This window comes from Caulobacter sp. ErkDOM-E (assembly GCF_048541895.1).
GTDB lineage: Bacteria > Pseudomonadota > Alphaproteobacteria > Caulobacterales > Caulobacteraceae > Caulobacter.
This window is the reverse complement of record NZ_CP183331.1, coordinates 3,898,946-3,925,635: the sequence shown is the minus strand read 5'-3', so window position 1 is coordinate 3,925,635 and position 26,690 is coordinate 3,898,946. Positions and strand designations below refer to the sequence as shown.

At 68.0% G+C, this 26,690-nt stretch carries 29 protein-coding genes and 4 pseudogenes; 12 read left to right on the top strand and 21 right to left on the bottom strand.

Features of this window, described 5'->3' with window-relative positions; all coding sequences use genetic code 11:
* The first annotated feature begins 87 nt into the window (after positions 1 to 87).
* Positions 88 to 411: a quaternary ammonium compound efflux SMR transporter SugE gene (gene sugE, locus ACN2C7_RS19200; RefSeq protein WP_419319066.1), complete on the top strand. Its 324-nt coding sequence runs from the start codon at positions 88 to 90 to the stop codon at positions 409 to 411.
* Here sugE and ACN2C7_RS19195 read toward each other — a convergent pair whose 3' ends face one another.
* The 11 genes from ACN2C7_RS19195 to ACN2C7_RS19145 form a co-directional block, all read right to left on the bottom strand.
* Positions 412 to 1,161: an alpha/beta fold hydrolase gene (locus ACN2C7_RS19195; RefSeq protein ID WP_419319065.1), complete on the bottom strand. Its 750-nt coding sequence runs from the start codon at positions 1,159 to 1,161 to the stop codon at positions 412 to 414.
* 54 nt (positions 1,162 to 1,215) lie between these two features.
* Complete coding sequence (locus ACN2C7_RS19190; protein ID WP_419319064.1) at positions 1,216 to 2,568, bottom strand: alpha/beta hydrolase; 1,353 nt, start codon at positions 2,566 to 2,568, stop codon at positions 1,216 to 1,218.
* Positions 2,569 to 2,594: 26 nt separating this feature from the next.
* Entirely contained in the window at positions 2,595 to 3,080 is a 486-nt protein-coding gene (locus ACN2C7_RS19185) for an RNA pyrophosphohydrolase (protein WP_419319063.1), read from the bottom strand.
* Complete coding sequence (locus ACN2C7_RS19180; protein ID WP_419319062.1) at positions 3,077 to 4,270, bottom strand: divergent polysaccharide deacetylase family protein; 1,194 nt, start codon at positions 4,268 to 4,270, stop codon at positions 3,077 to 3,079. The genes ACN2C7_RS19185 and ACN2C7_RS19180 overlap by 4 nt, the downstream gene beginning before the upstream one ends.
* A gap of 99 nt (positions 4,271 to 4,369) precedes the next feature.
* Positions 4,370 to 4,723, bottom strand: coding sequence for a CZB domain-containing protein (locus tag ACN2C7_RS19175; protein WP_419319061.1), 354 nt, complete (start codon positions 4,721 to 4,723; stop codon positions 4,370 to 4,372).
* A 94-nt stretch (positions 4,724 to 4,817) separates the two neighbouring features.
* Positions 4,818 to 6,203: a S41 family peptidase gene (locus ACN2C7_RS19170; RefSeq protein ID WP_419319060.1), complete on the bottom strand. Its 1,386-nt coding sequence runs from the start codon at positions 6,201 to 6,203 to the stop codon at positions 4,818 to 4,820.
* Between the two features lie 113 nt (positions 6,204 to 6,316).
* Complete coding sequence (locus ACN2C7_RS19165; RefSeq protein ID WP_419319059.1) at positions 6,317 to 7,366, bottom strand: murein hydrolase activator EnvC family protein; 1,050 nt, start codon at positions 7,364 to 7,366, stop codon at positions 6,317 to 6,319.
* A 16-nt stretch (positions 7,367 to 7,382) separates the two neighbouring features.
* The gene (gene rlmH / locus ACN2C7_RS19160; protein WP_419319058.1) at positions 7,383 to 7,847 is read right to left on the bottom strand and encodes a 23S rRNA (pseudouridine(1915)-N(3))-methyltransferase RlmH; all 465 of its coding nucleotides are present in this window, start codon (positions 7,845 to 7,847) and stop codon (positions 7,383 to 7,385) included.
* Between the two features lie 48 nt (positions 7,848 to 7,895).
* On the bottom strand, positions 7,896 to 8,333 hold the full coding sequence (gene rsfS, locus ACN2C7_RS19155) for a ribosome silencing factor (RefSeq protein WP_419255768.1): 438 nt from the start codon (positions 8,331 to 8,333) through the stop codon (positions 7,896 to 7,898).
* A 96-nt stretch (positions 8,334 to 8,429) separates the two neighbouring features.
* Positions 8,430 to 9,086, bottom strand: a complete 657-nt coding sequence (locus tag ACN2C7_RS19150) for a nicotinate-nucleotide adenylyltransferase (RefSeq protein ID WP_419319057.1) — start codon at positions 9,084 to 9,086, stop codon at positions 8,430 to 8,432.
* On the bottom strand, positions 9,052 to 10,326 hold the full coding sequence (locus ACN2C7_RS19145; protein ID WP_419319056.1) for a glutamate-5-semialdehyde dehydrogenase: 1,275 nt from the start codon (positions 10,324 to 10,326) through the stop codon (positions 9,052 to 9,054). Before ACN2C7_RS19145 ends, ACN2C7_RS19150 begins: the two co-directional genes overlap by 35 nt.
* Before the next feature lie 801 nt (positions 10,327 to 11,127).
* On the opposite strand from ACN2C7_RS19145, the pseudogene ACN2C7_RS19140 reads away from it, so the two are divergent.
* Together ACN2C7_RS19140 and ACN2C7_RS19135 are read left to right on the top strand one after the other, a co-directional pair.
* Positions 11,128 to 12,331, top strand: a pseudogene (locus ACN2C7_RS19140) (IS481 family transposase).
* Positions 12,332 to 12,569: 238 nt separating this feature from the next.
* Positions 12,570 to 13,328 (top strand): DUF6624 domain-containing protein, encoded by a 759-nt coding sequence (locus ACN2C7_RS19135; protein WP_419319055.1) that lies wholly within the window; start codon positions 12,570 to 12,572, stop codon positions 13,326 to 13,328.
* Between the two features lie 77 nt (positions 13,329 to 13,405).
* Here the strand turns inward: ACN2C7_RS19135 and ACN2C7_RS19130 are convergent, their stop codons facing one another.
* From ACN2C7_RS19130 to ACN2C7_RS19120, 3 genes are read right to left on the bottom strand one after another with little or no spacing between them, the layout of a single operon-like run.
* Positions 13,406 to 14,245 carry an aldo/keto reductase gene (locus tag ACN2C7_RS19130; RefSeq protein WP_419319054.1) on the bottom strand — a complete coding sequence of 280 codons (840 nt, stop codon included), beginning with the start codon at positions 14,243 to 14,245 and terminating at the stop codon, positions 13,406 to 13,408.
* A 20-nt stretch (positions 14,246 to 14,265) separates the two neighbouring features.
* Complete coding sequence (locus tag ACN2C7_RS19125; RefSeq protein WP_419319053.1) at positions 14,266 to 14,910, bottom strand: Pr6Pr family membrane protein; 645 nt, start codon at positions 14,908 to 14,910, stop codon at positions 14,266 to 14,268.
* Positions 14,907 to 15,266, bottom strand: a complete 360-nt coding sequence (locus tag ACN2C7_RS19120; protein ID WP_419319052.1) for an MmcQ/YjbR family DNA-binding protein — start codon at positions 15,264 to 15,266, stop codon at positions 14,907 to 14,909. The genes ACN2C7_RS19125 and ACN2C7_RS19120 overlap by 4 nt, the downstream gene beginning before the upstream one ends.
* 35 nt (positions 15,267 to 15,301) lie before the next feature.
* Between ACN2C7_RS19120 and ACN2C7_RS19115 the strand changes: the two genes are divergently transcribed.
* Together ACN2C7_RS19115 and ACN2C7_RS19110 are read left to right on the top strand one after the other, a co-directional pair.
* Positions 15,302 to 16,162, top strand: a complete 861-nt coding sequence (locus ACN2C7_RS19115) for an SDR family oxidoreductase (protein ID WP_419319051.1) — start codon at positions 15,302 to 15,304, stop codon at positions 16,160 to 16,162.
* A 13-nt stretch (positions 16,163 to 16,175) separates the two neighbouring features.
* A pseudogene (locus tag ACN2C7_RS19110) lies at positions 16,176 to 16,258 on the top strand (hypothetical protein); the annotation flags it as partial.
* A 30-nt stretch (positions 16,259 to 16,288) separates the two neighbouring features.
* On the opposite strand, the gene ACN2C7_RS19105 reads toward ACN2C7_RS19110, so the two are convergent.
* The 3 genes from ACN2C7_RS19105 to ACN2C7_RS19095 all read right to left on the bottom strand — a co-directional run bounded on the left by ACN2C7_RS19105 (position 16,289) and on the right by ACN2C7_RS19095 (position 18,153).
* Positions 16,289 to 16,819 (bottom strand): YkgJ family cysteine cluster protein, encoded by a 531-nt coding sequence (locus ACN2C7_RS19105; RefSeq protein WP_419319050.1) that lies wholly within the window; start codon positions 16,817 to 16,819, stop codon positions 16,289 to 16,291.
* 285 nt (positions 16,820 to 17,104) lie between these two features.
* Positions 17,105 to 17,449, bottom strand: coding sequence for a VOC family protein (locus tag ACN2C7_RS19100; RefSeq protein ID WP_419253943.1), 345 nt, complete (start codon positions 17,447 to 17,449; stop codon positions 17,105 to 17,107).
* A gap of 44 nt (positions 17,450 to 17,493) precedes the next feature.
* Positions 17,494 to 18,153 carry a class I SAM-dependent methyltransferase gene (locus tag ACN2C7_RS19095; RefSeq protein ID WP_419319049.1) on the bottom strand — a complete coding sequence of 220 codons (660 nt, stop codon included), beginning with the start codon at positions 18,151 to 18,153 and terminating at the stop codon, positions 17,494 to 17,496.
* 109 nt (positions 18,154 to 18,262) lie between these two features.
* On the opposite strand from ACN2C7_RS19095, the gene ACN2C7_RS19090 reads away from it, so the two are divergent.
* Positions 18,263 to 18,601, top strand: a complete 339-nt coding sequence (locus ACN2C7_RS19090) for a hypothetical protein (protein ID WP_419319048.1) — start codon at positions 18,263 to 18,265, stop codon at positions 18,599 to 18,601.
* A 39-nt stretch (positions 18,602 to 18,640) separates the two neighbouring features.
* Here the strand turns inward: ACN2C7_RS19090 and ACN2C7_RS19085 are convergent, their stop codons facing one another.
* Entirely contained in the window at positions 18,641 to 19,597 is a 957-nt protein-coding gene (locus ACN2C7_RS19085; RefSeq protein WP_419319047.1) for a fatty acid desaturase family protein, read from the bottom strand.
* Positions 19,598 to 19,671: 74 nt separating this feature from the next.
* Between ACN2C7_RS19085 and ACN2C7_RS19080 the strand changes: the two genes are divergently transcribed.
* A complete protein-coding gene (locus ACN2C7_RS19080) occupies positions 19,672 to 20,016 on the top strand; it encodes a lysozyme inhibitor LprI family protein (RefSeq protein WP_419319046.1) in 345 nt (114 codons plus the stop codon).
* 140 nt (positions 20,017 to 20,156) lie between these two features.
* Here the strand turns inward: ACN2C7_RS19080 and ubiA are convergent, their stop codons facing one another.
* Positions 20,157 to 21,086, bottom strand: coding sequence for a 4-hydroxybenzoate octaprenyltransferase (gene ubiA, locus ACN2C7_RS19075; RefSeq protein WP_419319045.1), 930 nt, complete (start codon positions 21,084 to 21,086; stop codon positions 20,157 to 20,159).
* A 162-nt stretch (positions 21,087 to 21,248) separates the two neighbouring features.
* Here ubiA and ACN2C7_RS19070 point away from each other — a divergent pair, with 162 nt between their 5' ends.
* The 4 genes from ACN2C7_RS19070 (at position 21,249) to ACN2C7_RS19055 (ending at position 24,525) form a co-directional block, all read left to right on the top strand.
* On the top strand, positions 21,249 to 21,515 hold the full coding sequence (locus ACN2C7_RS19070) for a hypothetical protein (RefSeq protein ID WP_419319044.1): 267 nt from the start codon (positions 21,249 to 21,251) through the stop codon (positions 21,513 to 21,515).
* A gap of 173 nt (positions 21,516 to 21,688) precedes the next feature.
* A complete protein-coding gene (locus ACN2C7_RS19065) occupies positions 21,689 to 21,979 on the top strand; it encodes a DUF454 family protein (protein ID WP_419319043.1) in 291 nt (96 codons plus the stop codon).
* Between the two features lie 217 nt (positions 21,980 to 22,196).
* On the top strand, positions 22,197 to 22,658 hold the full coding sequence (locus tag ACN2C7_RS19060; RefSeq protein ID WP_419319042.1) for a response regulator: 462 nt from the start codon (positions 22,197 to 22,199) through the stop codon (positions 22,656 to 22,658).
* A 67-nt stretch (positions 22,659 to 22,725) separates the two neighbouring features.
* A complete protein-coding gene (locus ACN2C7_RS19055) occupies positions 22,726 to 24,525 on the top strand; it encodes an ABC transporter ATP-binding protein (RefSeq protein WP_419319041.1) in 1,800 nt (599 codons plus the stop codon).
* Positions 24,526 to 24,563: 38 nt separating this feature from the next.
* On the opposite strand, the pseudogene ACN2C7_RS19050 reads toward ACN2C7_RS19055, so the two are convergent.
* Positions 24,564 to 24,724, bottom strand: a pseudogene (locus ACN2C7_RS19050) (hypothetical protein); the annotation flags it as partial.
* A 2-nt stretch (positions 24,725 to 24,726) separates the two neighbouring features.
* On the opposite strand from ACN2C7_RS19050, the pseudogene ACN2C7_RS19045 reads away from it, so the two are divergent.
* Positions 24,727 to 24,864, top strand: a pseudogene (locus ACN2C7_RS19045) (hypothetical protein); the annotation flags it as partial.
* Here the strand turns inward: ACN2C7_RS19045 and ACN2C7_RS19040 are convergent.
* Positions 24,855 to 26,615 carry a DUF4153 domain-containing protein gene (locus ACN2C7_RS19040; RefSeq protein WP_419319040.1) on the bottom strand — a complete coding sequence of 587 codons (1,761 nt, stop codon included), beginning with the start codon at positions 26,613 to 26,615 and terminating at the stop codon, positions 24,855 to 24,857. The pseudogene ACN2C7_RS19045 and the gene ACN2C7_RS19040 overlap by 10 nt on opposite strands.
* Positions 26,616 to 26,690: the final 75 nt, after the last annotated feature.

Here is a 26,690-nt window from a genome sequence, read left to right as displayed (position 1 = left end):
GTCCCATATCAACGGAAGGCGCGGGGACGACTCCGCGCCTTTTGTCGTTTCCGGGGACGACCCCGCTAGAAAAAAGTGGAGCAGGTCATGGCCTGGATCATCCTTTTCATCGCGGGTCTGTTCGAGATCGGCTGGGCCGTGGGCCTGAAATTCACCGAGGGCTTCACCCGGCCCATCCCCACCGTCCTGACGGCGATCAGCCTGGTGCTGTCGATGGGCCTGCTGGGCTGGGCGGTGAAGACCCTGCCGCTGGGCACGGCCTATGCGGTATGGACCGGCATCGGCGCGGTCGGCACGGCCATTGTCGGCATCGTGATCTTCAAGGAGCCGGCCACGGCGGCGCGGCTGGTCTGCCTGGGCCTGATCGTGGCGGGCATCCTGGGACTGAAGCTGTTCTCGCCGCCGGCCTGATTAGGCCGCGGCGCGCCCCTCAGCGGTGATGAAGTCCAGGCAACGCTCGGCGACGGCTTCCCAGCCCGGTTCGCCCGGCAGCCAGTGGCTCATCTGGGCAAACACCTCGACCGATCCGTTCAGCCGCGCTGCGGTCTGGCGGACCGTGGCCGTGGGATGGATGACGTCCCGGCCGCCGGCGATGGCCAGGGTCGGCGCGCCCGAGGGTGTGGCGCTGGTGGTCATGAACGGGTCCAGCCACCAGTTGAGGGTCTCCCAAAGGGCGCGGCCGCTTTCGGGCGTCATGCGGGCATACAGGGCCTTGCGGTCGGCGCGGTCCATCCGGTCCAGGCTGTAGCGTTCCACCACGCCGTAGTCGGGATCGACGGCCTGCAGCCAGTAGGGGCCCAGGGCGTAGAGGCTGACGGCCGAGACCGCCTCTTCCAGACTGGCGCCCGGCACGCCCCAGGGCGGCGAGGGGGCCAGCAGGATCAGGCGCGAGACCTTGGCCCGCGCGGCCGCCATCTGGGCGACCAGGCCGCCCATTGAGTGGCCGATCAGGACCGGGGGCTCCTCGCAGGTGGCGCACAGTTCGGCGATCTGTTTGGCGTAGTCGGTCATGGAGCGGCCGGCGACCGAAACCTTGCCGTCATGCCCCAGAAGGTCGGGCGTCTGCACCGCGTGACCGGCGGCCTCGAAAGGCTGGCGAAAGCTGTCGAATGTCCAGCCGCCGCAGAAGGCGCCGTGGACCATGATGACCGGTGCGGGCATGGGCGCCTTTCGAACGCCGTCGGCGAAGCAGCCGACGGCGTGAGCTTACACGCTCTATTTGGGCTTAGGCGAAGATTTGGCGGGTTTCGTTGTCGCAGCCGGCTTGGCGGCCGCCTTCGGCGCGACCTTGGCGGGCGCGGCCGCCTTGGCTGGCGGCGCCTTGGTCACAGCAGCCTTGGCCGGAGCCTTCGGCGCAGCGGCTTTAGCAGCTGTCACCTTGGCGGCCGGAGCGGGCTTCGGCGCGGCGGCCTTGGGTTTGGCTGGGGCCTTGGCGGCGGGCGCCGCGACCTTGGCGGGGGCGGCGACGGGCGCGGCCTTGGCCGGAGCTTTCGCCTTGGCGGCGGCCTTCACGGCCGGCTTGGCTTCGACGAGCTTGGCGGCCGGGGCCGGCTTGGGTGCGGCCTTGGCCGGGGTCGCCTTGGCGGCGGCGGCAGGCTTTACGGCCTTTGTCGCGGGTGCGGGTTTCTCGGCGGCGGCTTTTGGAGCTGCCGTGGCGGGCGCAGCCTTCGGCTTGGCCGCCTTGGGGGGCGCCGCGACTTCGGCGACCTTGGCCGGCTTGACCGGAGCCGGAGCCGCCTTGGCGGGGGCCGTTTCAGCGGCGGCGGCCTTGGCTGGAGCGGGGGTGAGGGCCTTGGTCTTTAGCCAGCCGATCACATCGCCCAGGATGACGTCCGTGCCCGGCTCGTCGATGAGCCAGTGGGCGTTGTTGGGATATTCGACATAGTCGCCGCCGACGGCGGAATATTTCTGGCCCACCAGGCGCATGTCATCGACAGGCGTGGTGCGGTCCAGGGCCCCGGCCACCACCAGGATGGGAACCGTGACCTTGTCGACATCGACATGGGCGGTCTTGTTGGGATCCTTGTCGGGCCAGGCCAGATTGGCCAGCACTCGGCCCGAGTCGTAGACCATCCTGGCGTACAGGGCGTCATGCCGGCTGGCCGGCACGGCGTTCATCACGCACAGCTTGAAGCCGGTCTTCCACTGCTTGACCGTCCGGGTCTCGGGCTTGGACATCAGCACGGCGTTGAGGAAGGCGAACACCGGCGACAGCTTGGGCTTGCCCCGCGCATCGGCGGGAGAGGCGGGCGAGAACAGCACGGCGCCGGAGACCAGGCCGGCCTCGGCCAGCTTCTGGGCGATCAGGCCGCCCATCGAATGTCCGAACACGATCGGCGCTTCGCCGTCCTGCTTGGCCAGGGCGGCGGCCAGGGCGCTCATGTCGGCGACATAGTCGGCCAGGCTGAGACCGGCCAGGCCCGCGCCCGGCGCGGCGACCTTGCGCTGGTCGGCGCGGATAGTGGGCGCCTCGACCCTGTAGCCCTCGGCGGTCAGACGTTCGGCGACGGGACCCCAGCAACTGCTCGCGCAGCCATAGCCATGAATCATCAGGACGGTCTTGGCCATGCCGATCGCACTCCCTGTGGGAGCGATCAGTCGCCCGCCACGAATTTTCCGAAAGCAGCGACCACCTGTTCGTAGACCCCGCGCTTGAAGGGTACGATCAGTTCGGGGGTTTCGTCGAGCTTTCCCCACGTCCAAGCGTCGAACTCGACCTCGCCATGGGCTTCGAGGTCGATTTCCGTCTCTTCACCGATGAACCGGAAGGCGAACCACACCTGTTTCTGGCCCGCCCAGCCGCGTGCGCGTTTGGAGCCGACCAGTTCGGGCGGGAAGTCATAGGCGATCCACCCTTCTGTGCGCCCCAGCAGGGTCGCGGAGACCACGCCGGTTTCCTCGGCCAGCTCGCGTCTGGCGGCGTCGAGCAGGTCTTCGCCATCGTCGACACCGCCCTGAGGGAATTGCCAGTTGTAGGGCGGTGGCTGCTGGTTGCGGCGACCCAGCCAGACGCGGCCGTCGGGATGGAACAACACCACGCCTACATTGGGCCGGTGGCGGGCCAGAGGGTCCGGGCTCATCGACGGGTGAGCGCCGAAGCCGGGGCCAGTTGTATCCCCCGCGCCGTCAGGCCGTTGGCCCAGGTCCGCACCTGGTTGATCGTCACCGGATAGGCGAAGCCCGAACCCATGGATTGCCCGCGGGCGCTGGCCCCGGTCTCCAGGGCGCGCAGCTGGGCGTCGATGGCGGAGGCCGACAGCTCATCATCGATCACCCGATCGGCGGAAGCGCGCGGGATCGACCCACCGCGCCGCGCGGCCAGGCCGTCGTCGACAAAGGCCAGGCCGCGGGCCTTGAGGGCCGCGTTGAAGGTGTTCATGGCCGCGTCGGAGTCGATGAACCGCGCGCCCAGATAGTTGCTGAGGCCGAAATAGCCGGTGGCGCGCGACATCAGCCATTCCAGCTTGCGCACGGTGTCTTCGGGCCGGTTGCCGGCGATCAGGGTATAGGGACCCGGATCATTGGCCGGATAGTCGGCCGGCTCCATCGGGGTTTCCAGCAGCACTTCGTGGCCGTTGGCGCGGGCCAGGTCGATCCAGCCCTGCAGGCCTTCGGCATAGGGTGCGAAGGACAGGGTGATTTCGGGCGGCAGGGTCTCGATGGCCGCGCGGGTAGTCTGCGGGTTCAGGCCCAGGCCGCCGATCACGACCGACACCTTGGGGCGGCCCGTGGCGGTGAACGGGCGGGCATAGGCCTCGGCGGCGGTGCGGCCATTGGCGGCGATGATCGGCAGCGAAGCGCCGCCGGGACCCGGGCCGGCCAGACCGGCGATCGGGGCCTGGGGCAGGGCGCCGCCGGCGGCGTGGACCATGCCGGGGGCTTCTTCGCCGGGAGCAGTTTCGCCGGGGAACGAGATCGAGGCCTCGACCGGGCTGTCGACAATGGGCTTGGCTGAAAGGTCGAAGGTGTCGGGCTTGAAGGGGGCTTCGTGCTCGCCCTCGTCGGCGAGCGCCTCTTTCCAGCCGTCGGGGGCGTTCTTGGTGGCGCCGATCTTGGTCAGTTCGACCCGGATGATCGGCGCGCCCGCTTTGGGGTCGCCGGTGACCAGCACCAGACCCGCCAGGGTGACCATGAACAGGCAGGCCGCGCCGCTGGCGGCGATGTAAGGATTGGACACTGCCGCCATCAGGCGAGCGCGCAGGTCACCGCTCGCCTCGGGCGCGGGGGCCGAGGCGGCATAGGCGGGCTTGCGGGAGAACATGGCGGCCATCGTCCGTGACCCTAGCCGCCAGACCCGAATTTATGGTTAACAGAGCTTGTCTGCTTGGGTCTGGCCCCCGTGGCTATCGGCCGCGCCGTATCGTCGGGGTCAGGCCGCCAGTTCGGTCTTCAGCCGCCGAACCGCTACGGCGACGGCCTGGGATGACCGCGAGAACGGCGTGCCGGCCTCCAACTCCTGCGCGGCTTCATCCATGCGGCCGGCATTAATCGCTCGAGCGACGTTCCCCGCGCAACGGTGGAACTCGGTGTGGCTTTCGGCGCACATCTTGAAGTTGGGCGAGGCGCCGTGGGCCGCGCGTCCTTCGCCCTTCAGCCAGAGTCCGAACTCACAATGACAATCCGACGCGATGCGGTCGGCGTCCAGAGTCTCGTGTTTGGCGAGAGCGACGCGAAGCTTGACCTTCCAGTCCGAGTGAGCGGCAAGCGCGTTGTCCAAGTCCATGAGTTTTCCCTTCTATTCCAACAGGATCGGGATAGAGGGCTGGAATGAACGCGGGCTTACGGCCGCCCGCGCTCAGACCCATATCGGGTAGGCGCTACTTCTTCTCGACGACCGGCTTGCCCATGGCGGCGGCCTTGGCCGTGACCTCGGCGATCTTGGCGGCCGGCTTGGGCATTTTCGGCGTTGCGGCGACCGAGCCGGCCTGCAGAACGGCCAGGGCGCGTTGCAGCTGGAAGTCGCCCTTCTTGTCGTCGAAGGCGGTCGGCGGGGCTTCGGCCGGGGTGTGGGCCCCGATGCGGGTCTTGCCCTCATCGGCATTGAGCGCGTTCTTGAAGCTGGCCTCGCTGAACCACACGCGGTTGGCGATGTCCTGGGCCTGGTCGCGGGTCTGGGCGACCTCGAGGTCCGGCGCGATGCCGGTCTTCTGGATCGAGCGACCCGACGGGGTGAAGTATTTCGCCGTGGTCAGCTTCAGGGCGCCGTCGGCGCCGCCCCGCAGCGGGATCACGGTCTGGACCGAACCCTTGCCAAAGCTGGTCAGGCCCACCAGTTCGGCGCGCTTGCGGTCCTGCAGGGCGCCGGCGACGATTTCAGCGGCCGAGGCCGAGCCCTGGTTGATCAGCACCACCACGGGCAGGCCGTTCAGCAGGTCGCCGGGGCGGGCGTTGTAGCGCTGGATGTTGCGCGGATCGCGGCCGCGCTGGCTGACCACTTCGCCGCCGTCCAGGAACACGTCGGCCACGCCCACGGCCTGGTCGAGCAGACCGCCGGGGTTGTTGCGCATGTCCAGGACCAGACCCTTCATCTTCGGGTTCTTGGCCTTCAGGTCGTTGATCGAGGAGACCAGGGCGTCGGTGGCCTTCTCGTTGAAGCCGGGCAGGCGCACATAGCCAAAGTCGCCTTCCATGCGGGCGATGGCGGCCTTGGGCTTGATCACTTCGCGGATCAGCTTGACGTCGAAGGGGTCGGTCTTTTCGCGGGCGATGGTCAGGTTGACCGCCTCGCCGGGCGCGCCGCGCATCTGCTTGACGGCTTCGCTGACCGTCAGGCCCAGAACGCTCTGGCCGTTGACGGCGGTGATGTAGTCGCCCGCCTGGATGCCGGCCCGCGAGGCGGGGGTGCCGTCCATCGGCGAGATGACCTTGACCACGCCCTCTTCGCTGGTGACCTCGATGCCCAGACCGCCATATTCGCCGCGGGTGGTGTCCTGCATGTCCTCGAAGCTGTCGGGCGACAGGTAGCCCGAGTGCGGGTCAAGGCTGGTCAACATGCCGTCGAGGGCCGCCTCGATCAGCTTCTTGTCGTCCACCTCGGTCACGTACTGGTCCTCGACCGTGCCCAGCACGTCGCCGAACAGTTCCAGCAGCTTGTAGGTCTTGGTCTTGGGCGGGATGTTCGCCTGGGCGATGGGACTCAGATAGGCCATGGTCCCCGCGCCGAGGACAAAGGCCGAAACTCCGATGAGCAGGTACTTGCGCATTAGGCCTTGAGAGCTCCCTGGCGACGCGTGAAGCGCCGCGCTTTTGACGACTCGTTCCTGACCATCCCAGCCGAGAACGTCCTATTTACGGCCATCATTACTGAAAAAGCCGTCTACGGCGACCCTTGCTTCAACCAGCGCTCCGGATCGACCGGAACGCCCTCCTCGCGGACCTCAAGATAGAGCTCGGGCTCTGAGGATACACGATCCGCCATCTTTCCGATCGGGGCGCCGGCCGCGACGGATTGTCCGGGCGCGACCGAAACCTGATCCAGGCCCGCCAGCACCAGAAGATAGGCGTCCTGGGCTCGCAAGATAAGCACGACGCCCCAGCCATTCAGCGCGCCGGCATATTCGACGGTTCCGGCCGCAGGACTGGTCACGGTCCGCCCTTTTTCCGTGCGGATCGACACGCCGGACGCTCGGCCGCCGGCCGGCAGGGTGGAGCCAAAGCGGCTGGTGATGCCGCCCGGCGCCGGCGAGGCCAGGGTCAGGGGACCGGTCGGGGCGCGGGGCGTCAGGCCGTCGGTCAGGGCGCCCAGGGTGCGCAGTTCGCTGGCCTCGACCAGGGCTTCCTGGGCGAAGGCGCGTTCCAGCCGGGTCTTTTCGATGATCAGGCGCTCGATCTCGCCCTTGCGATCAGCGACCACGCTTTCGGCGGTGAACAGCTCGGCCGCCGCCGCCGCCGCCTCGCGGCGCAGGGTGCGCACCGCCACGGCCTGGCGTGAATAGGCGTCGGCCCGGCGCTGCAGGTCCGGGGTCATGGCGCGGATCAGGATGGCGGCCCGCACCGCGTCGCGGGCGTCGCCGGGGCTGACCAGCAGGGCCGGCGGCGGATTGCGCCGGAACAGCTGCAGGGCCGACAGCAGCTTGGCCATGCGATGACGGTCGCGGCCCAGATCGGCCAGCACCCGGGCTTCGCGGTAGTTCAGGGCCTCGAGCCGGGCGCGCTTGAGGTCGACGTTCTCGCCGGCCGAGACCCGGGCATTGTCCAGGCGCGAGAGTTCGCGGCGCAGGTCCTCGATCTCGCGACGGGTGTCGATGGCCGTCTGGCGGTCGCGCATCCGCTGCTGGTCCTGACGCGCCAGGACCACGCCGCCGACGGACAGGGCGATGACCAGCGCGATGGCGGACAGGACAAGGGGCGAGGGGCGGCGAAGCATCTGGCCCTGTCTAGCCCTAGTCGCGGTGATAGGGCGAGCCCGCCAGGATGGTGACGGCGCGATAGATCTGCTCGGCCAGCATTGCCCGGGCCAGGGCGTGGGGCCAGGTCTGGGGCCCAAAGGCCAGGGTTTCATTGGCGTTGGCCAGGATCGCGGGATCCAGGCCATCGGCCCCGCCGATCAGAAACACGACCTTCCGCGTCCCATCGTCGCGCAGCCGGCCGATATGCTCGGCGAAGGCCCGGCTCTTCCGAACCTTGCCGTGCTCGTCACAGGCGATGACATAGGCGCCCTCGAGATGCGGACGCAGCACCTCGGCCTCGGCGGCCTTGCCGGGCTTGCGGGCCTCGACCTCGATGATCTCGGCCGGACCCAGGGCCAGCACGCGGCCGGACGCCGTGGCGCGGGACATGTAGTCCAGCGCCATCTGCGCCTCGACCATGCGGCCGAGCTTGCCAACGGTGAGGATGGTGAGCTTCATGCGCCAACCCGCGTCACCGGCGATCAAAGGCCGATGACGCGATAAGGGCTAGTTCGCCGAGGTGGCGATGCGGTGCGGGGCGTCGATCGCCCAGATCTTCTCGATATTGTAGAAGGTGCGCACTTCGGGACGGAACAGGTGCACGACCACGTCGCCGGCGTCGATCAGGACCCAGTCGCAATGCGGCAGGCCTTCGACCCGCGCCTTGCCGAACCCGTTTTCCTTGAGGGCCCGGATGATGTGATCGGCCAGGGCGCCGACGTGACGGTGCGAACGGCCAGACGCCACGATGAGGCTGTCAGCCACCGAGCTCTTGTCCGTCAGATCGATGTGGACGATGTCCTGGGCCTTGTCGTCGTCGAGGCGCGACAGGATCAGGGTCTCCAGAGCCTTGATGCTCTGGTCAAGACTGAGGTCTGGCTTGTGGGTCGAGGACTCGGCGGTCGCCGTGTCATCGTGCGCAATTTGCGCGGGGTCGCTACGCAGCGGAAGTACTCCTTATGGGGTCGCGCGGGTTCTCCTCATAGCATGGATGAGTCGAAAAGGTGAGGGGTTGCGTGCAGCAGCGCTTCAGCGCGGATTTCAGGGCGTCTTGTTGAGGCGTTCGCGCATCGCCGTGGACGAGGCGAAGTTCAGCGGGCCGGTCAGATAGACCCAGGCCGGGGCGGTCTGGTCGGGCAGGGTGGCGGCGGCGCTGGCGGGCTTGCGGGCATGGGCGAAACGCCGCGCGGCGGGCGAGGTACGCGACTTCAGGCCCGCCCACGGCCGCGAGATCACCGCCACCGGCACCTCGCGCATGATCTGGGTCCAGCCCCGCCAGCGGTGGAAGCTGGCCAGGCTGTCGGCGCCCATCACCCAGACGAATTTCACGCCCGGATAGCGGGCCCGCAGCACCCGCAGCGTGTCGATCGTGTATTGCGAGCCCAGCCGCGTTTCGGCGTCGGAGACGATCATCGAACTGCCCCGCGCCCACTGCCGGGCGGCGGCCATGCGCTGGGCCAGGGGCCGCGTCTCGGCCGAGGACTTCAGCGGATTTTGCGGCGAGACCAGCCAGATCACCTTGTCGAGGTTCAGGCGATGCAGGGCCGTCTCCGCGACGTGGGCGTGACCCTCGTGCGCCGGATTGAAGCTGCCGCCGAACAGCCCGACGCGCATGCCCGGCTCCAGATGGAACCCGAGACGCTGCGCGCTTGGCCGGCCGGCCTCAGGGACGAGTCTGGCCGGTCCCGCGAACCACATATTTGAATGTCGTCAATTGCTCGGCCCCAACCGGACCGCGGGCATGGAGTTTGTCTGTGGCGATGCCGATCTCGGCCCCAAAGCCGAATTCTCCGCCGTCGGCGAACTGGGTGGAGGCGTTGATCAGCACGATGGCGCTGTCGACCTCGGCCGCGAAGGCCTCGGCGGCGGCGGGATCCTCGGTGACGATGGCGTCGGTATGGCCCGAGCCGTAGCGGGCGATATGGGCCGCCGCCCCGGCCACGCCGTCGACCACAGCCACCGACAGGATCGGGGCCAGGTATTCGGTGGTCCAGTCGGCGTCCTTGGCCTTTTTCATGGTCGGCTCGATGGCCAGGGCCGCCGCGTCGCCGCGCAGCTCGCAGCCGGCCTTGATCAGGGCGTCGGCCAGCAGCGGCAGCAGGCGCTCGGCGATGGCCCGGTCGACCAGCAGGGTCTCGGCGGAGCCGCAGACCGACACCCGCCGCATCTTGGCGTTGACGGCGATGTCGATGGCCTTTTGCGGATCGGCGCCGGCATGGACGAAGACGTGGTTGAGGCCTTCCAGATGGCCCAGCACCGGGGCGCGGGCCTCGGCCTGCACCCGGGCCACCAGGCTCTTGCCGCCGCGCGGGATGATCAGGTCGATGGTCCGGTTCAGGCCGCTCAGGATGTGGCCGACGGCGGCGCGGTCGGACGTGCCCACGGCCTGGACGGCGCTGGCGGGCAGGCCGGCGCTCTTCAGGCCCCGCACGATGGCGGCGTGAATGGCGAGACTCGAGGCCAGGCACTCGGACCCGCCGCGCAGGATCACCGCATTGCCCGAGCGAACGCACAGCGCCGCCGCATCGGCGGTGACGTTGGGCCGGCTCTCATAGATCATGGCGATCACGCCGATCGGCGTGCGCACCCGGGAAATGTCCAGCCCGTTGGGCCGGGTCCAGCGCGAGGTCGCCACCCCCAGCGGATCGGCGATGGCGGCCACGGTCTCGACGCCCTGGGCCATGGCTTCCAGGCGGGCGTCGTCCAGCAGCAGGCGGTCCAGCATCGGGCCCGACAGGCCATTGGCCTTGGCCTGCTCGATGTCGCGGGCGTTGGCGGCGAGGATGCGGGCGGCGTCCTCGCGGATCGCTTTGGCCATGGCCTGCAGGGCGGCGGTGCGCTGCTCGGCCGAGGCGAGACGCAGGGCGCGCGCGCCCGCACGGGCGGCCTCGCCCATCGCCATCATCTTCGCCTGCAAGCTGACGCCCGCGTCGTCCATAAGTCCGATCCGATCCGGATATGCTCAGGTTGAGCCTTACCTAGGCGCTTTCGCCGCGAGGGGAAACCGCGATTGTCTGAAGGCGGACGCAGGTTCGTTGCGAGTCCGGGCGGCCGAGCCCGCCGTGACACGGGTTCGCATCCTCGCCGGATTTCACCGGCAAGTGTGGGGAGGCGGCGGAGCGTCCGGGCCAGGCCCGGATGAGTGTGTAGAGGAGTACCGTTTCGGCCGTGGCCGGAGCGCTCCGCGCGATTGTTATCCGATGAGCCCTCGGGGCGCGGGGTTTTGACCCGCTCCCGATGAGAGGCCCCAGGCGGGCGGAAGGGAAGCGACCCTTCCGGACCGCGCGAGCGATTTCAGCCCGCGCCTGGAGCGCCCATGCAGGCGTCGCCAAAGGGCGTTCCCGGTGGTCCGGGTCCGGCTTCATCACGTTCGGCCCCCGCAAGGACCGCTCCGCTCCACCAGACCCCACCGGGCCTTCGACGACGACTGACGGGCGCGACCCGCACAACCGCCCCCGCCACCCGTCAGGTCGCCAGCTGGACGGCCTCCCCAGTGGCGGGACGAGAATGATTATGCGGGAGGTTTTCAGGGGGCTGCGTCGATTTTGGATCGTGACGGTGGGTGCGGCGGTCAGGGCGTTGAATTTGTTGGGGTCGGCGGCCTCTATCCCCGTGCGAGCACGGGGATAGAGGCCGCCGCACGGAACCCCTCTCTCATAGATGTTCAGGCCGGGGACATCCGTGACAGGTGTTCGGAGACATCCGTGACACATTTTCCGATCTCGAAGGGAGGTCGGAGATGCCATTCACGGGAGTCTCTGCGATGGATTTCAAACGGGAGTTCGTGCGTCTGGCGCAGGCTGAAGGCGCCAATCGCCGGGAGCTTTGCCGGCGGTTTGGGATAAGCGCCAGCCTGGGTTACCGGCTGCTGTCGCGCTATGCGGCGCAGGGCGAGGCGGGTTTGACGGAGCGGTCGCGACGCCCACGCGGTTCGCCTCGGACGACGCCGGCTCCGATCGAGGCGGCGGCGCTGGCGGTGCGGGCCCAGCACCCGGCCTGGGGCGGGCGCAAGATCGCCGCCGTGCTGCGACGCCAGGGTCTGGAGGCGCCATCGCCCTCGACGGTGACCCAGATCCTGCGCCGCCATGGCGTGGCTCTGGGCGCATTCGGCGGCGGCCACGAGCCGTTCATCCGCTTCGAGCACCCCGCGCCAAACGACCTGTGGCAGATGGACTTCAAGGGCTACGTGCCGCTTGGCGCGGAGGGCGGGCGGCTTCACCCGCTGACCGTGCTGGACGACCATTCGCGCTTCTGCCTGGTGCTAGAGGCCTGCGCCAACCAGGAGCGCCAGACCGTAAAATCCAGCCTGATCAACGCCTTCCAGCGTTATGGCCTGCCCCGTCGCATCACCGCCGACAACGGCCCGCCCTGGGGCGCGGGCATGAGGGGGGACGGCGTGGGCCGGTCCTGGACCGCTCTGGGCGTGTGGCTGCTGGAGCAGGACATCGCTCTGGGCCACTCGCGACCCTACCACCCCCAGACCCAGGGCAAGGACGAGCGCTTCCATCGCACCCTCAAGGCCGAGGCCCTGTCAGGGCCGCCGTTCGCCAACCTGGAGGAGGCCGCCCGCCACCTGCGCGACTGGCGCACGGTCTACAACACCCAGCGCCCTCACGAGGCCCTGGGCCTGATCACGCCCATCGAACGCTATGCTCCAAGCCCCAGGCCCTATCGCGACGACATCGCGCCCTTCGCCTATGGCCCCGACGACCTGACGCGCAAGGTTCAGGACGGCCGCATCAGCTTCGAGGCCCGCCTCATCCGGGTCCCCAAGGCCTTCACAGGCAAGACCTTGGCCCTTCGTCCCACCAACATCGACGGCCGCTATGACCTGGTCTTCAGGTCCAAGACCATCTCCACCATCGACCTCAAAACGCCGATGTGATCATCCTCAACCTGTCACGGATGTCTCCGAACACCTGTCACGGATGTCCCCGGCCTGAACATCTATGAGAGAGGGGTTCCGTGCGCATAGGATGGCTCGGCGAAGCTGCCGCCCCTCTGGGCACAGCCATCCTTACATCTCACGGCGAGACGATCGCAGGGCGGATCAGGTCACTCAAGGCCGACGCTTCGCGTCGCCGCGAAGCGGTCGCCGGAGGCGAGCCTTGACTGACCTGATCCGCCCTGCACGCTGCAGCCTCCAGGAGATTTAAGGATCGCACCGACCTGGGGTCGGGGTTGCTAACCGTCGTGGACGTGCGCTGCGCCTCGTCCTTAAGATTGCAATTCCGAGCGGTAGATCTACCGTGCCGAGATCTGCGGGAGAGCGCTGTGCTGGTTCTACTTCTGATCTCCGCTCTCCTGGGCAAGGCGCTTAGCCCTGAGGCGCGTACACGGCTGGCCCCGTTCACCGCTGCTGTGAACGAAGCTCGGTCGACCTTCCTGGCGCTTGGTCCGGAGGCGCCCGTCAAGGCGCGGCTTGAGGCGATGCGGACTCTGGACCAACGGCCCATCACGATCGCCAATCACGAGATCGACCTTTCCGATCTGACGCCCGAGGATCAAGCCGCTGCACGCACGATCATGAGCGCGGAGATCAAGGCGCTCGGCGCCGAGAATGTCTCGGCGCTGGTCTCCATGGTCCCGACCGAGGGCTGGTTCTCCAGCAAGACCTATGGTCAGCAGGCGGCGACGGGCGCTTTCCTGATCGTCCAACACGCCGATACGCCGCTACAGAAGCGGTTTCTGCCGGCCATCGAGACGATGGCGCAACGGAACGAGGCTCTCTGGTCCGAGTACGCCTTGATGTACGACCGGATCGCGGTCGCGGAAGGCCGGCTACAGCGTTACGGCACCCAGATGCACTGCGTTGCCGGAAAAATGACCCCGCAGCCAACCGAAGAGCCAGATCAACTGGAAGTCCGCCGCGCCCCTATGGGTTTCCGCTGGCCAGACTATGCGGGCTATTTGGCGAACTTCGGCGCCTGTTCGAACTGAAAAGCAGTCAACCATGGAACTGGGGTGACGGTTGGCTTGGCGCCCACCGCCGACGCCCAAATACCGGCGCCCGCCCCCTAATCCACATCCCAGCTATACGCCGCATCCAGCCAGTTCCCCATCCGCCCATCCGGCCGCGCCAGGGCGAACACCGCCGCCATCTCGGCGTCGGTCAGGTCGAAGTCCAGCACGTCGAAGTTCTCGGCGATGCGGGCCGGGGTCTTGGTGCGGGGGATGGCGATGACGCCCTGCTGGATCAGCCAGCGCAGGGCTGCCTGGCCCGGCGTCTTGCCGTGGGCCTGCCCGATGGCGATCAGCACCGGATCTTCGGCGACCTTGCCCTGGGCCAGGGGCGACCAGGCGGTGATCGAGGTTCCGGCGGCGTGGGCGGCGGCGATCAGGGTCTTTTGCGACAGATAGGGGTGGTACTCGACCTGGTTGGTGGCGATCGGCGCCTTGGACAGCGCCTGGGCCTGGGCCATCACCGCCGAGGGGAAGTTGGACAGGCCGATGGCGCGGGTCAGGCCGCGATCGCGCACGTCGTTGAGCGCCGCCATCGTCTGGGCCAGCGGCACGTCGGGCTTGGGCCAGTGCAGCAGCAACAGGTCGACATGGTCGACGCCCAGCTTTTCCAGGCTCTTTTCCGCCGAGCGCTGCAGGTCGCCGTCGGCGAAGTGGTCGACCCAGACCTTGGTGGTCAGGAAGATCTCGTCGCGCTTGATCCCGCTGGCGGCGATGGCCGCGCCGACGTCGCGCTCGTTGCGATAGATCTGGGCGGTGTCGATGTGGCGGTAGCCGATCTCCAGGGCCTGCTCGACCAGCGGCTGGGCCGAGCCGTTCTCCAGCTGCCAGGTGCCGAAACCCAGGGCGGGGATCAGGACATCGCCCGAACGGACGGCGGGAACGAGCTTGGACATCGGAAACTCCGGACGACGCGTTAGGCGGATATAGGCGTCCCGCGGCCATTGGCCAGCTTGGCCCGGGCCTGATGGATCAGGCTGAAGGCCAGGGCCACCAGCAGGAAGCCGCCCGCCATCACCAGCATGGTCACGATCACCGACAGGTAGCCATGCTTGCCGACGTCAAAGAACGGATAGGGATAGAAGCCGGACAGCGCCCCATGGGCCAGGGTCCAGAGGCCATAGAGCGCCGGAAAGACCAGGGCCTTGGCGGCCGTGGCCCGGCCGGTCTCGCCCTGACCGCCGCGCATCAACCAGTCGACCAGGAACAGGGTGGGCGTGATCGTGTGCAGGATGGTGTCCGACACCAGCCGCAGGCCCCGGGGGTCCCACAGGCCCGCCAGCAGGGTGTGATAGATCGCCGCCGTGATGGACAGATAGACGGCCACGCTGATCCGGGTCGAGGAGCGCTCGGCCCAGGCGCCCACGACCGAGGTCGGGGCGACCAGCGGCGCGGTCAGGACCACGGCGGCCAGGATGTTGCTGAGGATGGTGAAGTAGCTGAAGAACTCGACCGACTTGACCGAGCCCGAGGCCAGGGTCTCGTCGTACACCATCAGGACATATTGCAGCGCCGGACCCAGGCAGGCCAGGGCGGCGATCAGGATGCGCCAGGTTCTCATGCGGTCTCCGTTTTTGCGGCGTCCCAGGCTTTCAGCACCGTCTTGGGGGCGGTCGCGCGCCACTGCCGCTCGATCAGGCGTTCCACCGTTCCCGGATGAACCTGTGCCAGACGAACAAGAACATACGGATAATTCCGGAAGTGATCGGTGAGATGGAAGGTGTCGGGCTGCGCCTGCATCAGCATCTCGCGCTCGTCGAACCCCACGCCGGGGCAGACCAGGCTGTCGCCGTCCTCGTACAGCCGGGTCAGGAACTTGCCGTGGGCCTTCAGGCAGGGGCGGCCATAGGCCGTGCCGTCCTCGACCCCGGGCAGGGTGAAGGCGAAGGCGCGCACCGCGTCATAGGTCATGGCCATGGGCGTTTTTCTCCCTGCTGGACTATAGAAACAGGATGACCGTTTCGAACACCCTGAAGACGCCGGTCCTGGTGCTGGGCGCGACCAGCCTGATCGGCGGCTATCTGCTGGATCGCCTGCGCGCGGCCGGTGTCGACCCGGTGGCGGTCAGCCGTCGGCCGCCGAGCGGCGAGGCCTGCTGGCTGGACGCCGACCTGTCCGATCCGCATCTGGAAGACGGCCTGCCGCCTGTGGCGACGGTGTTTTCACTGTCGCCGATCTGGCTGCTGCCCGCCGCCCTGCCGGCCCTGAAGGCCCGGGGCATGACCCGGCTGGTGGCCTTTTCCTCGACCAGCCGCTTTACCAAGCAGGCGTCGGACGTGCCTGAGGAACGCGCCGTCGCCGCCAGCCTGGCCGACGCCGAGGCGGCGGTGGAGCGGTTCTGCGCCGCCCAGGACGTGGCCTGGACCGTGCTGCGGCCGACCCTGATCTATGACGAGGGCCGCGACGGCAATGTCAGCCGCCTGGCCAGCCTGATCCGCCGCTTTGGCGTCCTGCCGCTGTCGGGCCGGGGCGAGGGGCTGCGCCAGCCGGTCCATGCCCAGGACCTGGCCATCGGCGCCGTGGCGGCGGCGACCGCGCCGGCCGCCCAGAACCGGGCCTATGACCTGGTGGGCGGCGAGACCCTGACCTATCGCCAGATGGCGACGCGGGTGTTCGAGGGCCTGGGGCGCACGCCGATGGTGCTCTCCCTGCCGCCGGCCTTGTTTGGCCTGATGCTGAAGGCGGCCTCGCCGTTCCTGCCCGGGGCCACGGCGGCCATGGGCTCGCGGATGGGCGTGGACCTGACCTTCGACAGCGGCGATGCGACGCGGGGTTTTGGCTGGGCGCCGCGAGCGTTTCACCCAAAGTTCTGATCCTTCTCCCGCACAAAATCCTTGTCATCCCGGCCGCAGCGCAGCGGAGAGCCGGGACCCAGGGCCACTGCAGTGCGGTTACCCCTGGGTCCCGGATAGCCTCTGCGAGGCTTCCGGGATGACAATTTATGTAGGTGAGCTTTCAGCGCTGGGCGCGGCGACGTCGCTCAGCACCATGGCGAACGGCACCTGCAGGCCGTCGCGCTCGAGATAGCCGCTGACCACCTTGTGGTCGGGATTGAGCACGCCCAGGTCGACGTCTTCGGACGGGAACATCACCACCCGGCGGTCGCCGATGCAGATCATCAGTTCGAAGCCGTCATAGGCCCGCTGCGACATGGCTTTCAGCTTGGAATAATAGGGCTCGCGCTTCCAGGAGGTCGGCTTGCCGGTGTCGACCACGACGTTCAGGCGCTTGCCGTCCTTGTCGGGATACATCAGGAACCCGGCCCGGTCGGGGCGCCAGGCGTCGTCCAGCCGCACCGAGTCCAGCCACAGGCAGGTAAAGCCCCGGCAGGCCTGGGGGCGGGCTTCATAGTTGCCGCAGCCGCCGCCCTTCTTGAAATGGCCGCACCAGACGCCGGCGGCCTTTTCCAGTTCGCTGATGTGCAGGACCTTGCAGCACATCCCGCAGTCGCCGCAGCTTCGCTCGCTCATCTGATCTGGCCCCGATACTCCGGGGCCGGACATTAGTGACGGCGTGTGACGGTTTTTTTAGAGGCTCCCCCCTCTGGGGGAGGGCTGTCGCCCATGGGCCGCGTCCAGAAAGTGTCATCCCGGACAAGCCCGGCGAAGCCGGGCGCAGATCCGGGACCGACCAGGAACGCGGCGCTCAGGCGTCGGTCCCGGATCTTCGCGCTGCGCACTCGGACCAAGGCAGGGGCGGGATGACAGCCGCTTTTGGTCACAGGCGATAGGCCCCCAACGGGGGAGGATCTGAAACTACCCCTCAGTCCAGACGGCCAGTTCGTTGCCGCCCGGATCCATGAAATGGAACCGGCGGCCGCCGGGAAAGCTGAAGATCGGCGTGCTGATCACCCCGCCGGCGGCGACAACCCGGGCCTCCATGGCTTCGAGGTCGTGGGCGTACAGGATCACCAATGGCTTGGGCGGCGGCGTCGTCTCGGGCGTGAAAAACCCGCCGTGTGTGCCCTGGTCTTCGAAGGCGACATAGTCCGGGCCATAGTCGGCGAAGGTCCAGCCGAAGGCGGTCTGGTAGAAGGCCTTGGTGCCCGGCAGGTCGCCGGAAGGCCACTCGATATAGTCGATCTTGCCGTCTTCGCGCATGGTCGCGATCTCCAGATTTGTTCTCTTATTGTTCTAAAATGCCGTCACGGCAGAGTCCAGACGCAGGTGCGCTTGATGGCGAAATCTTCCAGCTCGCGGGTGGTCTCGACCTGGTATTCGGCCAGCTTGATCAGGTCGTCCTTGCGGAAATAGGTGCGGCCCGGATCGCCGATCAGCACGGTGGAGCCAGAGGCGCGGCCCTGACGCATCCAGGCCATCACCGCCTCGGCCATCGGCTTTTCGTAGCAGATGTCGCCGGCCAGCAGCACGTCGCAGGCGGGCGGCGGGCCGTCCAGCAGGTTGGCGTCGGTGAAGGCGATCTCGACCCCGTTGACCTGGGCGTTCAGGCTGACGGCGGCCTGGCAGAAACTGTCGATGTCATTGGCCAGCACGCTCTTGGCGCCCGCCTTCATCGCCGCGATGGCCACGATCCCCGAGCCGGTGGCGAAATCGACCACGGTCTTGCCGGCCACGCTCGTGGGGTTGTCGAGAATATAGCGCGCCAGGGCCTGTCCGCCCGCCCAGGCAAAGGCCCAGAACGGCGGGGCCAGGCCCAGCTCCTCAAGGGCCTCCTCGGTCAGTTTCCAGATCGGGGTGATCTCGTCGGCCAGATGCAGGGAAAGCTCAGGCGCATGCGGCGGCGCCTGGACGCGGGTATTTTCAAGAATGAAGGCGCGGCGGCCTTCCAGCGTCTGGTCGATCATCGCGGTCTCGTTATGGGTAAGATTATTCAGCCGCGACTTGACGCGAGGTCACAACTCTATAGCGAAGGTGGCAGGCTCAAGATACGCGGGCCATCTCGGGGGAAATTCCATGAAAATCAATTCTTTAGTCGCCTTTAAGGCGACCGTTTTCGCATGCGCGGTTCTTGGCCTTGGCGCCTGCGCGACCAATCAGAAGATATCGACGAACCAACTGTCCGACAGCAGCCTGACCTGCCAGCAGATCGAAACCCAGGACAAGGGTCTGGACGGTATTTTGGAGAAGGCTCAGCATAACAAGGGCGTCAGCGGAGCTAATGTCGCGGCCGTGTTGCTATTCTGGCCCGCCGCCATCGGCAACTACATGGACGCGGACAAGGCCGAGGCTCTTGTCGTGAAGCGTAAGGCTGTGCTGGCCGAGCTTCATGCGGCCAAAGGCTGCAAGATCTAACGACAATAGGCCTCTCGTCGCGACAATCGGCGCGAGGCCTTAGCCGGCGACCGGTTTGGCCGACGCCGCCTTCAGCACGCTCAGATACCCGGGCGCGGTCAGCATCCCGCCCGTCAGACCCTTCTGCTCCAGCAGCCGATGGGCCAGCGGCAGGTTCCAGCACGGGGTGTGCATGAACATGTGGTGCTCGGCGTGGAAGTTGACGTGGTAGGGCGCGATCAGCAGGCGCTCGATCCAATTGGCCTTGGTGGTGCGGGCGTGGCGGAACGGGTCGGGCTCGTCCCGGGCGACCAGGGCGTGCTCGGCGATGTTGCGCAGGCGGGTGACCAGCGGGAACCAGGTCGCCATCGGCACGATCCATAGCGCCAGCCACGCCCACCACAGGCCCACCATCGACAGGGCGATGAGCAGGCCGAGATTCCACAGCAGGAACGGCTTCTGGCGGGCGATCTCGCCGCTGAAGATCGCGCCTTTCGGCTGCCCAATGGCTTTGGAGCCCTTGAGCTTGCCGAGCAGCGGGCCGAAGCGCTGCTTGAAGAAGGTCTGGCCGGTCAGGTCACGGATGATCTTGCGGTTCAGGGAAGCCCGCGTGGTCGGGAACGGGGCCGACAGGATCAGGTCGGGGTCCTCGGCCTGCTGGGCGTATTTGTGGTGGGTCAGGTGATAGGGGCGATAGCTCTTCAACGACGCGCCGGTGGGGGCCGCGCACAGCCATTCGCCCAGCCCGTCATTGACCTTGAGGTTGGGATGCAGGCCGCCATGGGCCGCCTCGTGCATCAGGATCGCCAGGCCCAGCTGCCGCGCGCCGATGATCATCACAGCTAGCACATAGGTCAGCGGGTTGGGGAAGGCGACGAACAGGGCGCCGGCCAGCAGGATCGTTCCCCAGGCATGGACCACCATCCAGATCCCGCGCCATGACGAGCGCGCCGAGACCTTCGCCCATTCCTCGGGTGTAAACAGGTCCAGCGGCTTGACGCGTGAGGCAACGGTCATGGACCCATCATCCCACAGTCTGCTTGGGTCATGAAGGATGACGTGGCGTCATCGCCCTTTTCGGAGAATTGCCCATGCGTCCCGTGTCCCTCGGCCTGGTTCTCGCCTTCGCCTGCATCGCCGGCTCGGCCAGCGCCGCCAGCTTCGACTGCAGGAAGGCCCGCACCGCCGACGAGAAGGCGATCTGCGCCGAACGCGCCCTGAACGACAAGGATGTGCGGATGGACGTTCTGTACGGCATCAACAAGCGCACCCTGGCCATGGGCGGGCGCGGCGCGCTGATGGACCAGCAGCAGCAGTGGCTGCGGGACCGCCACAAGTGCGGAAGCAACAGGGCCTGCCTGAACCGCGCCTATGACGGACGGCTGGCCGAGCTGGAGAAGGGCCTGGAGCGGATCTACAGCAGCGGGCCGTTCTGATTTCCCAGCTCCCAAAATAGCTTGTCATCCCGGCCGCAGCGCAGCGGAGAGCCGGGACCCAGGGGCCGGGGCAATGCGGTTGCCCCTGGGTCCCGGCTCGGCGCGCTTCGCGCTTGGCCGGGATGACAATTTTAACGGCCCTAAAACCGCGTCTCCGGCTTCCACAGCCCCGCCACCAGCGCCAGAAACAGCACCAGCCCCGCCAGCGTGTTGGACTTGAACAGCTTCAACGCCCCAGCCGGATCGTCCAGTCGCAGCGCCGCCGCCTGCCGTGACAGGTGCACCGCGAACAGCGCCGCCAGCGGCAGGAACAGCGCGCCCAGATTGCCCATCCAGGCCGCCGCCACGGCCAGCACGAACGAGGCCGCATAGAAGGCGGCGACCCCGTACTGCGCCTTGTCGCCCAGCTTGCGGGCCGAGGACTTCACCCCGGCCAGGGCGTCGTCTTCCAGGTCCTGCACGGCGTAGATGGTGTCATAGCCCAGGGTCCAGAAGATGCCGCTGGCGTAGAGCAGGGCGGCGGTCCAGCTCAGCTGTCCCGTGGCGGCGGCATAGCCCAGCAGGACGCCCCAGTTGAAGGTCAGGCCCAGCCAGGCCTGCGGCCACCAGGTGATGCGCTTCATGAACGGATAGGCGGCCACCAGCCCCAGCGACAGCACGCCCAGCCCGATGGCCAGCCAGCCCAGGCACACCAGGATCAGGAAACTGACCCCGCAGCAGCCGATCACGAAGGCCCAGGCCTGTTTGACACTGATCTGCCCCGCCGGGATCGGCCGCATCGCCGTGCGGCTGACCTGGGCGTCGAAGTCGCGGTCGATGATGTCGTTGAAGGCGCAGCCGGCCGCCCGCATCAGGGCCGCGCCGACGAAGAAGGCGATCAGCAGCAACGGATTGGGCCACTGACCCTTCTCGGCCCCGGCCAGGGCGATGCCCTGCCAGCCGGGCAGCATCAGCAGCCAGATCCCGGCCGGCCGGTCAAAGCGCCCCAGCTTCAGCCACGGGCGCAGGGCCGGCGGCGCGTGGCGGTCGACCCAGTTGGTCGGGGCGGCGTCGGGCAGGATGGTCGTCATGGGCGAAAGGCTTAGCGAGCTTCTTTCCAGCCGGGAAGACGCAGGTCGGCGTGTGTGCGGTGGGCGTCATAGGTTTGATCTATGGCGATGGAAAGAACGATCAATTGGATCAATGACGACTGCGCGCGCACAGTGGGCAAGCTCACTGTGAGAGGACAAACCATGCCCGACATCCGCCCCGCTGATCCGACCGCCCTGGCCTTCAGAACGACGGGCTGGGTGCTGCTGGTTCTCGGCGCGGCGCTGGGCATCGTCATGCCGGCGCCGCTCACCACCAGCCTGTGGACCGCCGCCAGCCGCGCCTTTGCCCGCGGCGGCGATACGGCCATGGTCCTGCGCCTGATGTCGGCCACCAAGTTCGGCCCCCGCATCCGTCGCAAGCTCAACCGGCCGGGGCCGCGCCGGATCGGCGGCGTCTGCGAGGCCTGAGCTCCCCCTTCCACCGTCATTCCCGCCCTTGTGGCGGGAACCCCTGGTTCAGTTTGCAAGTGAGGCGCCGTGGCGGGCCAGCCCGCCAATCCTCCGCACCTGCGGCGGATAAAGGGGTTCCCGCCACAAGGGCGGGAATGACGGCGCTATATTTGGGCGATAGTGTTTCGGCGATGACGGCTCCGCTCCCGACCGATCGCAAAGCTCGCCGTCGCCGCCTGACCCGCGCCGAGCGCTGGGCGCTGGACGGTCTGGGCGGGGCCCTGGTCGCCACCGGGGCGGTGGGCATCGTGGTGCCGGGCATGCCGACCACGGTGTTCTGGATCGGGGCGGTGGTCTGTTTCCTCAAGACCCGGCCTCTGGTGGTGCGGCCCCTGCTGCGCACGCCGGTGGTCGGTCCGGCGATCAGGGGCTTCCTGCGCTGGCGGCCGTTTGGCGGCGGGCGACGAAAGGCCGATCGCTAGGCCAGGGCGGCCGCGTCGCGCCCGCCGCCTGAGGCATTTGGTCGCACGTTTGGGTTGACTATTCGTGGCGGACGCGGACCTCAGGGCGAGTATGACGCGATAGTCACCTTCCGAGGTCGTTCGGAAATTAAGGGAGTTCATGTCGCGCGACGTTGAGGGCTTGGTCCGATCGTCGCGCTTCCTTGTGGTTGACGACAACCCGGCATGGATCCGGCTGGTGCGTGAAGTTCTGTTCGCCTGGGGCGCCATATCGGTTTTCGGCGCCGTGTCGGTGGCCCAGGCCCAGGTCCTGCTCGAACAGAACAATGTCGACATGATCATCTCCGACCTGCTCATGCCGGGCGAGGATGGCTTTGTCCTGGTCCGTTGGGTGCGCCACCACGCGTCTCCGCGCCTCCAGCGCACGCCGTTCGCGATCATGACGGCCGAGACCTCCCGGGTGAACATCACGCGGGCCGCGTGCTGCGGCGCCGACATGGTGGTCGAAAAGCCCATGAAACCGGCCGTGCTGTGGACGCGAATGATCCCGCTGCTGGCCGCCGCCGCGCGCTCGAACGATCCCAGGGCCCTGCCGCCTTGCCGCAAGGTGCTGAGCGTTCCGTGTCCCCTGATCCCGGTCCGGAGGAAAAGGTCGGAGATCGAGGCGCAGGCCAAGGCCCTGATCAGCGGGTTGCGCTAGACGGCTTGCCTCGACGATCCCGGCGTGACTGGCCTCGGCGCGCCCAAACCCGTATCTAGCCCGCATCATGAGCGACTTCATCGACGACGAAGACGAAGCGGGAAACCGCAAGCGGGTGCTGTCCAACGGGCAGGTGCTGGGCTTTATCGCGCGGTTCTGGAAGCGGCGGCCGGTGCTGTTCGGGCTGGGCGTGGCCCTGACCCTGGCCGCCGTGGCCTTTGACCTGGCCCTGCCCTACGCCTCGGGACACCTGATCGATGCGGTGGTGGAAAAGCCGCGCGGCGACCCGGCCGCCTGGTCGGCGCTGTGGCTGTTCGTCGGCGTCTATTTCGCCTTTGCGGTGGTGCGCAATATCTCGCACCGGTTCTGGATCCCGCTGGCCGCCCGCAACATGGAAGAGATGACCAACGAGGGCTTTGCCAAGGTGCAGGCCTTCTCGTCGGACTGGCACGCCGACAGCTTCGCCGGGGCCACGGTGCGCAAGCTGACCCGGGCCATGTGGGGCTATGACAGCGTCACCGACGCGGTGACCATCTGGCTGGGTCCGGGCCTGGTGGTGCTGTTTGGCCTGTCGATCATGATGCTGTTTCGCCAGCCGATGGCGGGCGTGATCTCGCTGGTGGTGATCGCCGCCTATCTGGCCGCCAACCTGATCGTCATCGAGCGCTATGTGCGGCCCAGCAACCTGCGCTCCAACGCCCTGGACTCGCAGATCGGCGGGGCCCTGGCCGACGCCATAACCTCCAACCCGACCGTCAAGAGCTTCGGGGCCGAGGCGCGCGAGACCGCCCGCATCGCCCAGGTCACGGCCCAGTGGCGCAAGGCGGTGATGATCACCTGGAGCCGCTTCACCGACGTGTGGCTGGGCCAGAACCTGCTGCTGGTGGTGCTGCAGGCCGGGCTGACGGGCTCGATGGTCTGGGGCTGGAGCCAGGGCACGGCCACGCCCGGCGACGTGGCCTTCGCCATCACCGCCTTCATGCTGATGAGCGGCTATCTGCGCAATCTGGGTGAGAACATCCGCATGCTGCAGAAGGGCCTGGACGACAGCGAGGACGTCGCCGCCTGGGATCGCCTGGCGCCGCAGATCGCCGACGCGCCCGGGGCTCCGGCCTTCCAGATCGGCCCCGGCCCCGGCGCCATCGCCTTCGAGACCGTGACCTTCCGCTACAAGGCGGCCGGCGCGCCGCTTTACGACCAGTTCTCGCTGACCATCGCGCCCGGCGAGCGGGTGGCGCTGGTGGGACCGACGGGCTCGGGCAAGTCGACCTTCGTCAAGCTGATCCAGCGGCTGCACGACCTGCAGGGCGGTCGGATCGTCATCGACGGCCAGGACGTGTCGGCGGTGACGCAGGGCTCCCTGCGCCGCGCCATCGCGGTGGTGCCGCAGGACCCGGCCCTGTTCCACCGCACGCTGCTGGAGAACATTGCCTACGGCAAGCCGGACGCCACCCGCGAAGAGATCGAGGACGCGGCCCGCAAGGCCCACGCCCACGACTTCATCCTGGGCCTGCCCAAGGGCTACGAGACCCTGGTGGGCGAGCGCGGTGTCAAGCTGTCGGGCGGCGAGCGCCAGCGCGTGGCCATCGCCCGCGCCTTCCTGGCCGACGCCCCGATCCTGGTGCTGGACGAGGCCACCTCATCCCTCGACGTGGAAACCGAGGCCGAGGTCCAGATCGCCGCCGAGAGCCTGATGGCCGGCCGGACCACCATCGTCATCGCCCACCGCCTGTCGACCGTGCGCGGCGCCGACCGCATCCTGGTGTTCCAGAAGGGCCGGGTGGTCGAGGAAGGCCGCCATGCCGAGCTGAAGGCCAGGGGCGGGGTCTATGCGCGGCTCAATGCGGTGAGCGAGGGCGTGGGGTAGGGGCGTCAACGACCAGATCGCCTGACCCTTTATAGCGCCGTCATTCCCGCCCTCGTGGCGGGAACCCCTGTTTCAGCTGACCCGTGAAGCGCCAGCGAAGGGCGCGCGCCCTTCGCCCCTCCCGCACCTGCGGCGGCGCGAGGGGTTCCCGCCACAGGGGCGGGAATGACGGACGGGTAGGTGCTGTTCGGCAAGGTATTGGGCCGCACCACCATCGTAATCGCCCACCGGCTGTCGGCGGCGCGCGGCGCTGATCGCATCCTGGTGTTCCAGAAGGGCCGGGAGGTCGAGGAAGGCCGCCACGCCGAGCTGAGAGCCAAGGGCGAGGCTTATTGCAGGTCCTCTTGGATTATGCCGACCTTGTACCAGCCCGTGTTCTTTAGCGCCTCGCCTGCGCAGCCTTCACCCGCCGGAACCATAAAAAGCCGGCGCTCGCCGACCACTATATCGTGCTGGGGCGTCACTTCCGCCCGCACAGTTCCCGCCTTCAGGGCAGCGGCCAGATCAACGGCATCGCAGACATAGGGTGTCTCGGCCGTCTTGCGCCACCGCGCGCCGTCGAAGCTGAACACGTCGAAACTGGCGCCTCTGGCCAGCAGGACTTCGTCCTTGCCGTCCGCATTGACGTCGAGCAGCAGGGCCGGGCATTGCGAGCCTGGGCCGATGCAGCCTGATCCGGAGTCGTCGCGCCAGTCCTGGCGCAGGAAGCTTTCGGGCAGGGCGCGGCCGGCCGGATAGACCGTCAGCTTGGACAGATCGATCTTCTCGATGACCGGCGCGACCTTGGTCGCCTGCGCCGCCGCCGCCTTGGCGCGGGCGGCGATCGCTGGGTCCTGGCTCGCCTTCAACGTCTCCAGCGCCGCCTTGCCATAGCGCCCGCTGTCAAAGCGCAGGAACTGGAAGTCAAAGGCCTCGGCCTTGACCTTGCCGCGCTCCAGCCGCCCCACCTGGTCCTGCACCGACAGCCGGGCCGGATCGGCGATCGGGGTGAACAGGGCCAGGATCAGGGCGATGGCCACGAAGGCCTGAGCCACATTGGTCTTTTCCAGCGCCTTCATCCAGGCGCCGGGCCGCACGGCGGCGATCGTGTAGCCCAGGGCGTAGCCGGCCGCGATCACCACGAAGGCGGCGGCGAACACCCGCTCGGGCGTCAGGCCGTACTGGCCGATGCGCAGGGCCAGGCCATAGGCGGCCAGCAGGCTGATCGGGACCAGCAGCAGGCCGGCCAGCCGCGCGGCCCATTTCAGGACCACGGGCGGGGCGTCCTCGCCATCCTGATAGGCGGCGTTGATCAGCACGATCAGGTGGGCGGCGGCGGTCAGCAGCAGGGCGGTGGCGGCCTTGGTCTTCCACAGCGGCTCAAGGCCCGTGAACGGCAGGCTGGCCAGGAAGCCCGCGGCGATCAGGGTCATCAGCGGCAGCAGCCAGGCCAGCAGCGTCAGGGCCACGGTGCGCACGCCGCGCACCAGGGTCGAGCGCACGTCGGTCAGCTGCACGGCGGCGGCGAACATCACCGTGGTGGCGGGGAAGGCGAAGGCCTCTTCGCTGATCAGCTTCTGGAAGGCGTCGATGCCGATCAGCTTGAACAGCGAGGCGCCGAGGAACAGCAGGATCCAGAACGCCGCGGTGAAACCCGCCGACAGGACCAGCTGCACCCCGTGCATCCAGGTGATGTCGAAATAGGCCGGATAGCGGGCCACGACCCGCCGCTCGGCCTCGGCCGGCTGGATCAGGTGATGGGCGATGAACAGGCCGGCGGCGATGGCGGCGAACACCGGGAAGCCGGGCATCTTGTCGGCGTCGACGCCCTGCCAGGCGCCATAAAAGGCCAGGCCCGCCGCGAAGGCCGCGGCCCCCAGCGCCCAGACGATCAGGCTGTTGCGGCGCAGGGCCCCGATCCCGGCCAGGATCACGAACGGCGCAAACAGCGCCACCAGCACCAGCGGCGCGAAGGCCAGGGGCTGGGTGGCCGGCCAGACCTTGGCTTCCTGCGCCTGGTGCAGCAGGAACAGCGCCAGGCCCTGCAGCAGCCCCGTCCCCAGCCGGATGGCGGTGGTCGTCCGGGCTGATTGGCTTGCCGTCTGGTCCATGGCCGTCTCCTCGCCTGCGCCGCGACAGGATCACGCCCTGAGGCCGTTGTGAAGCTGGCGATCATGCACTAGCAA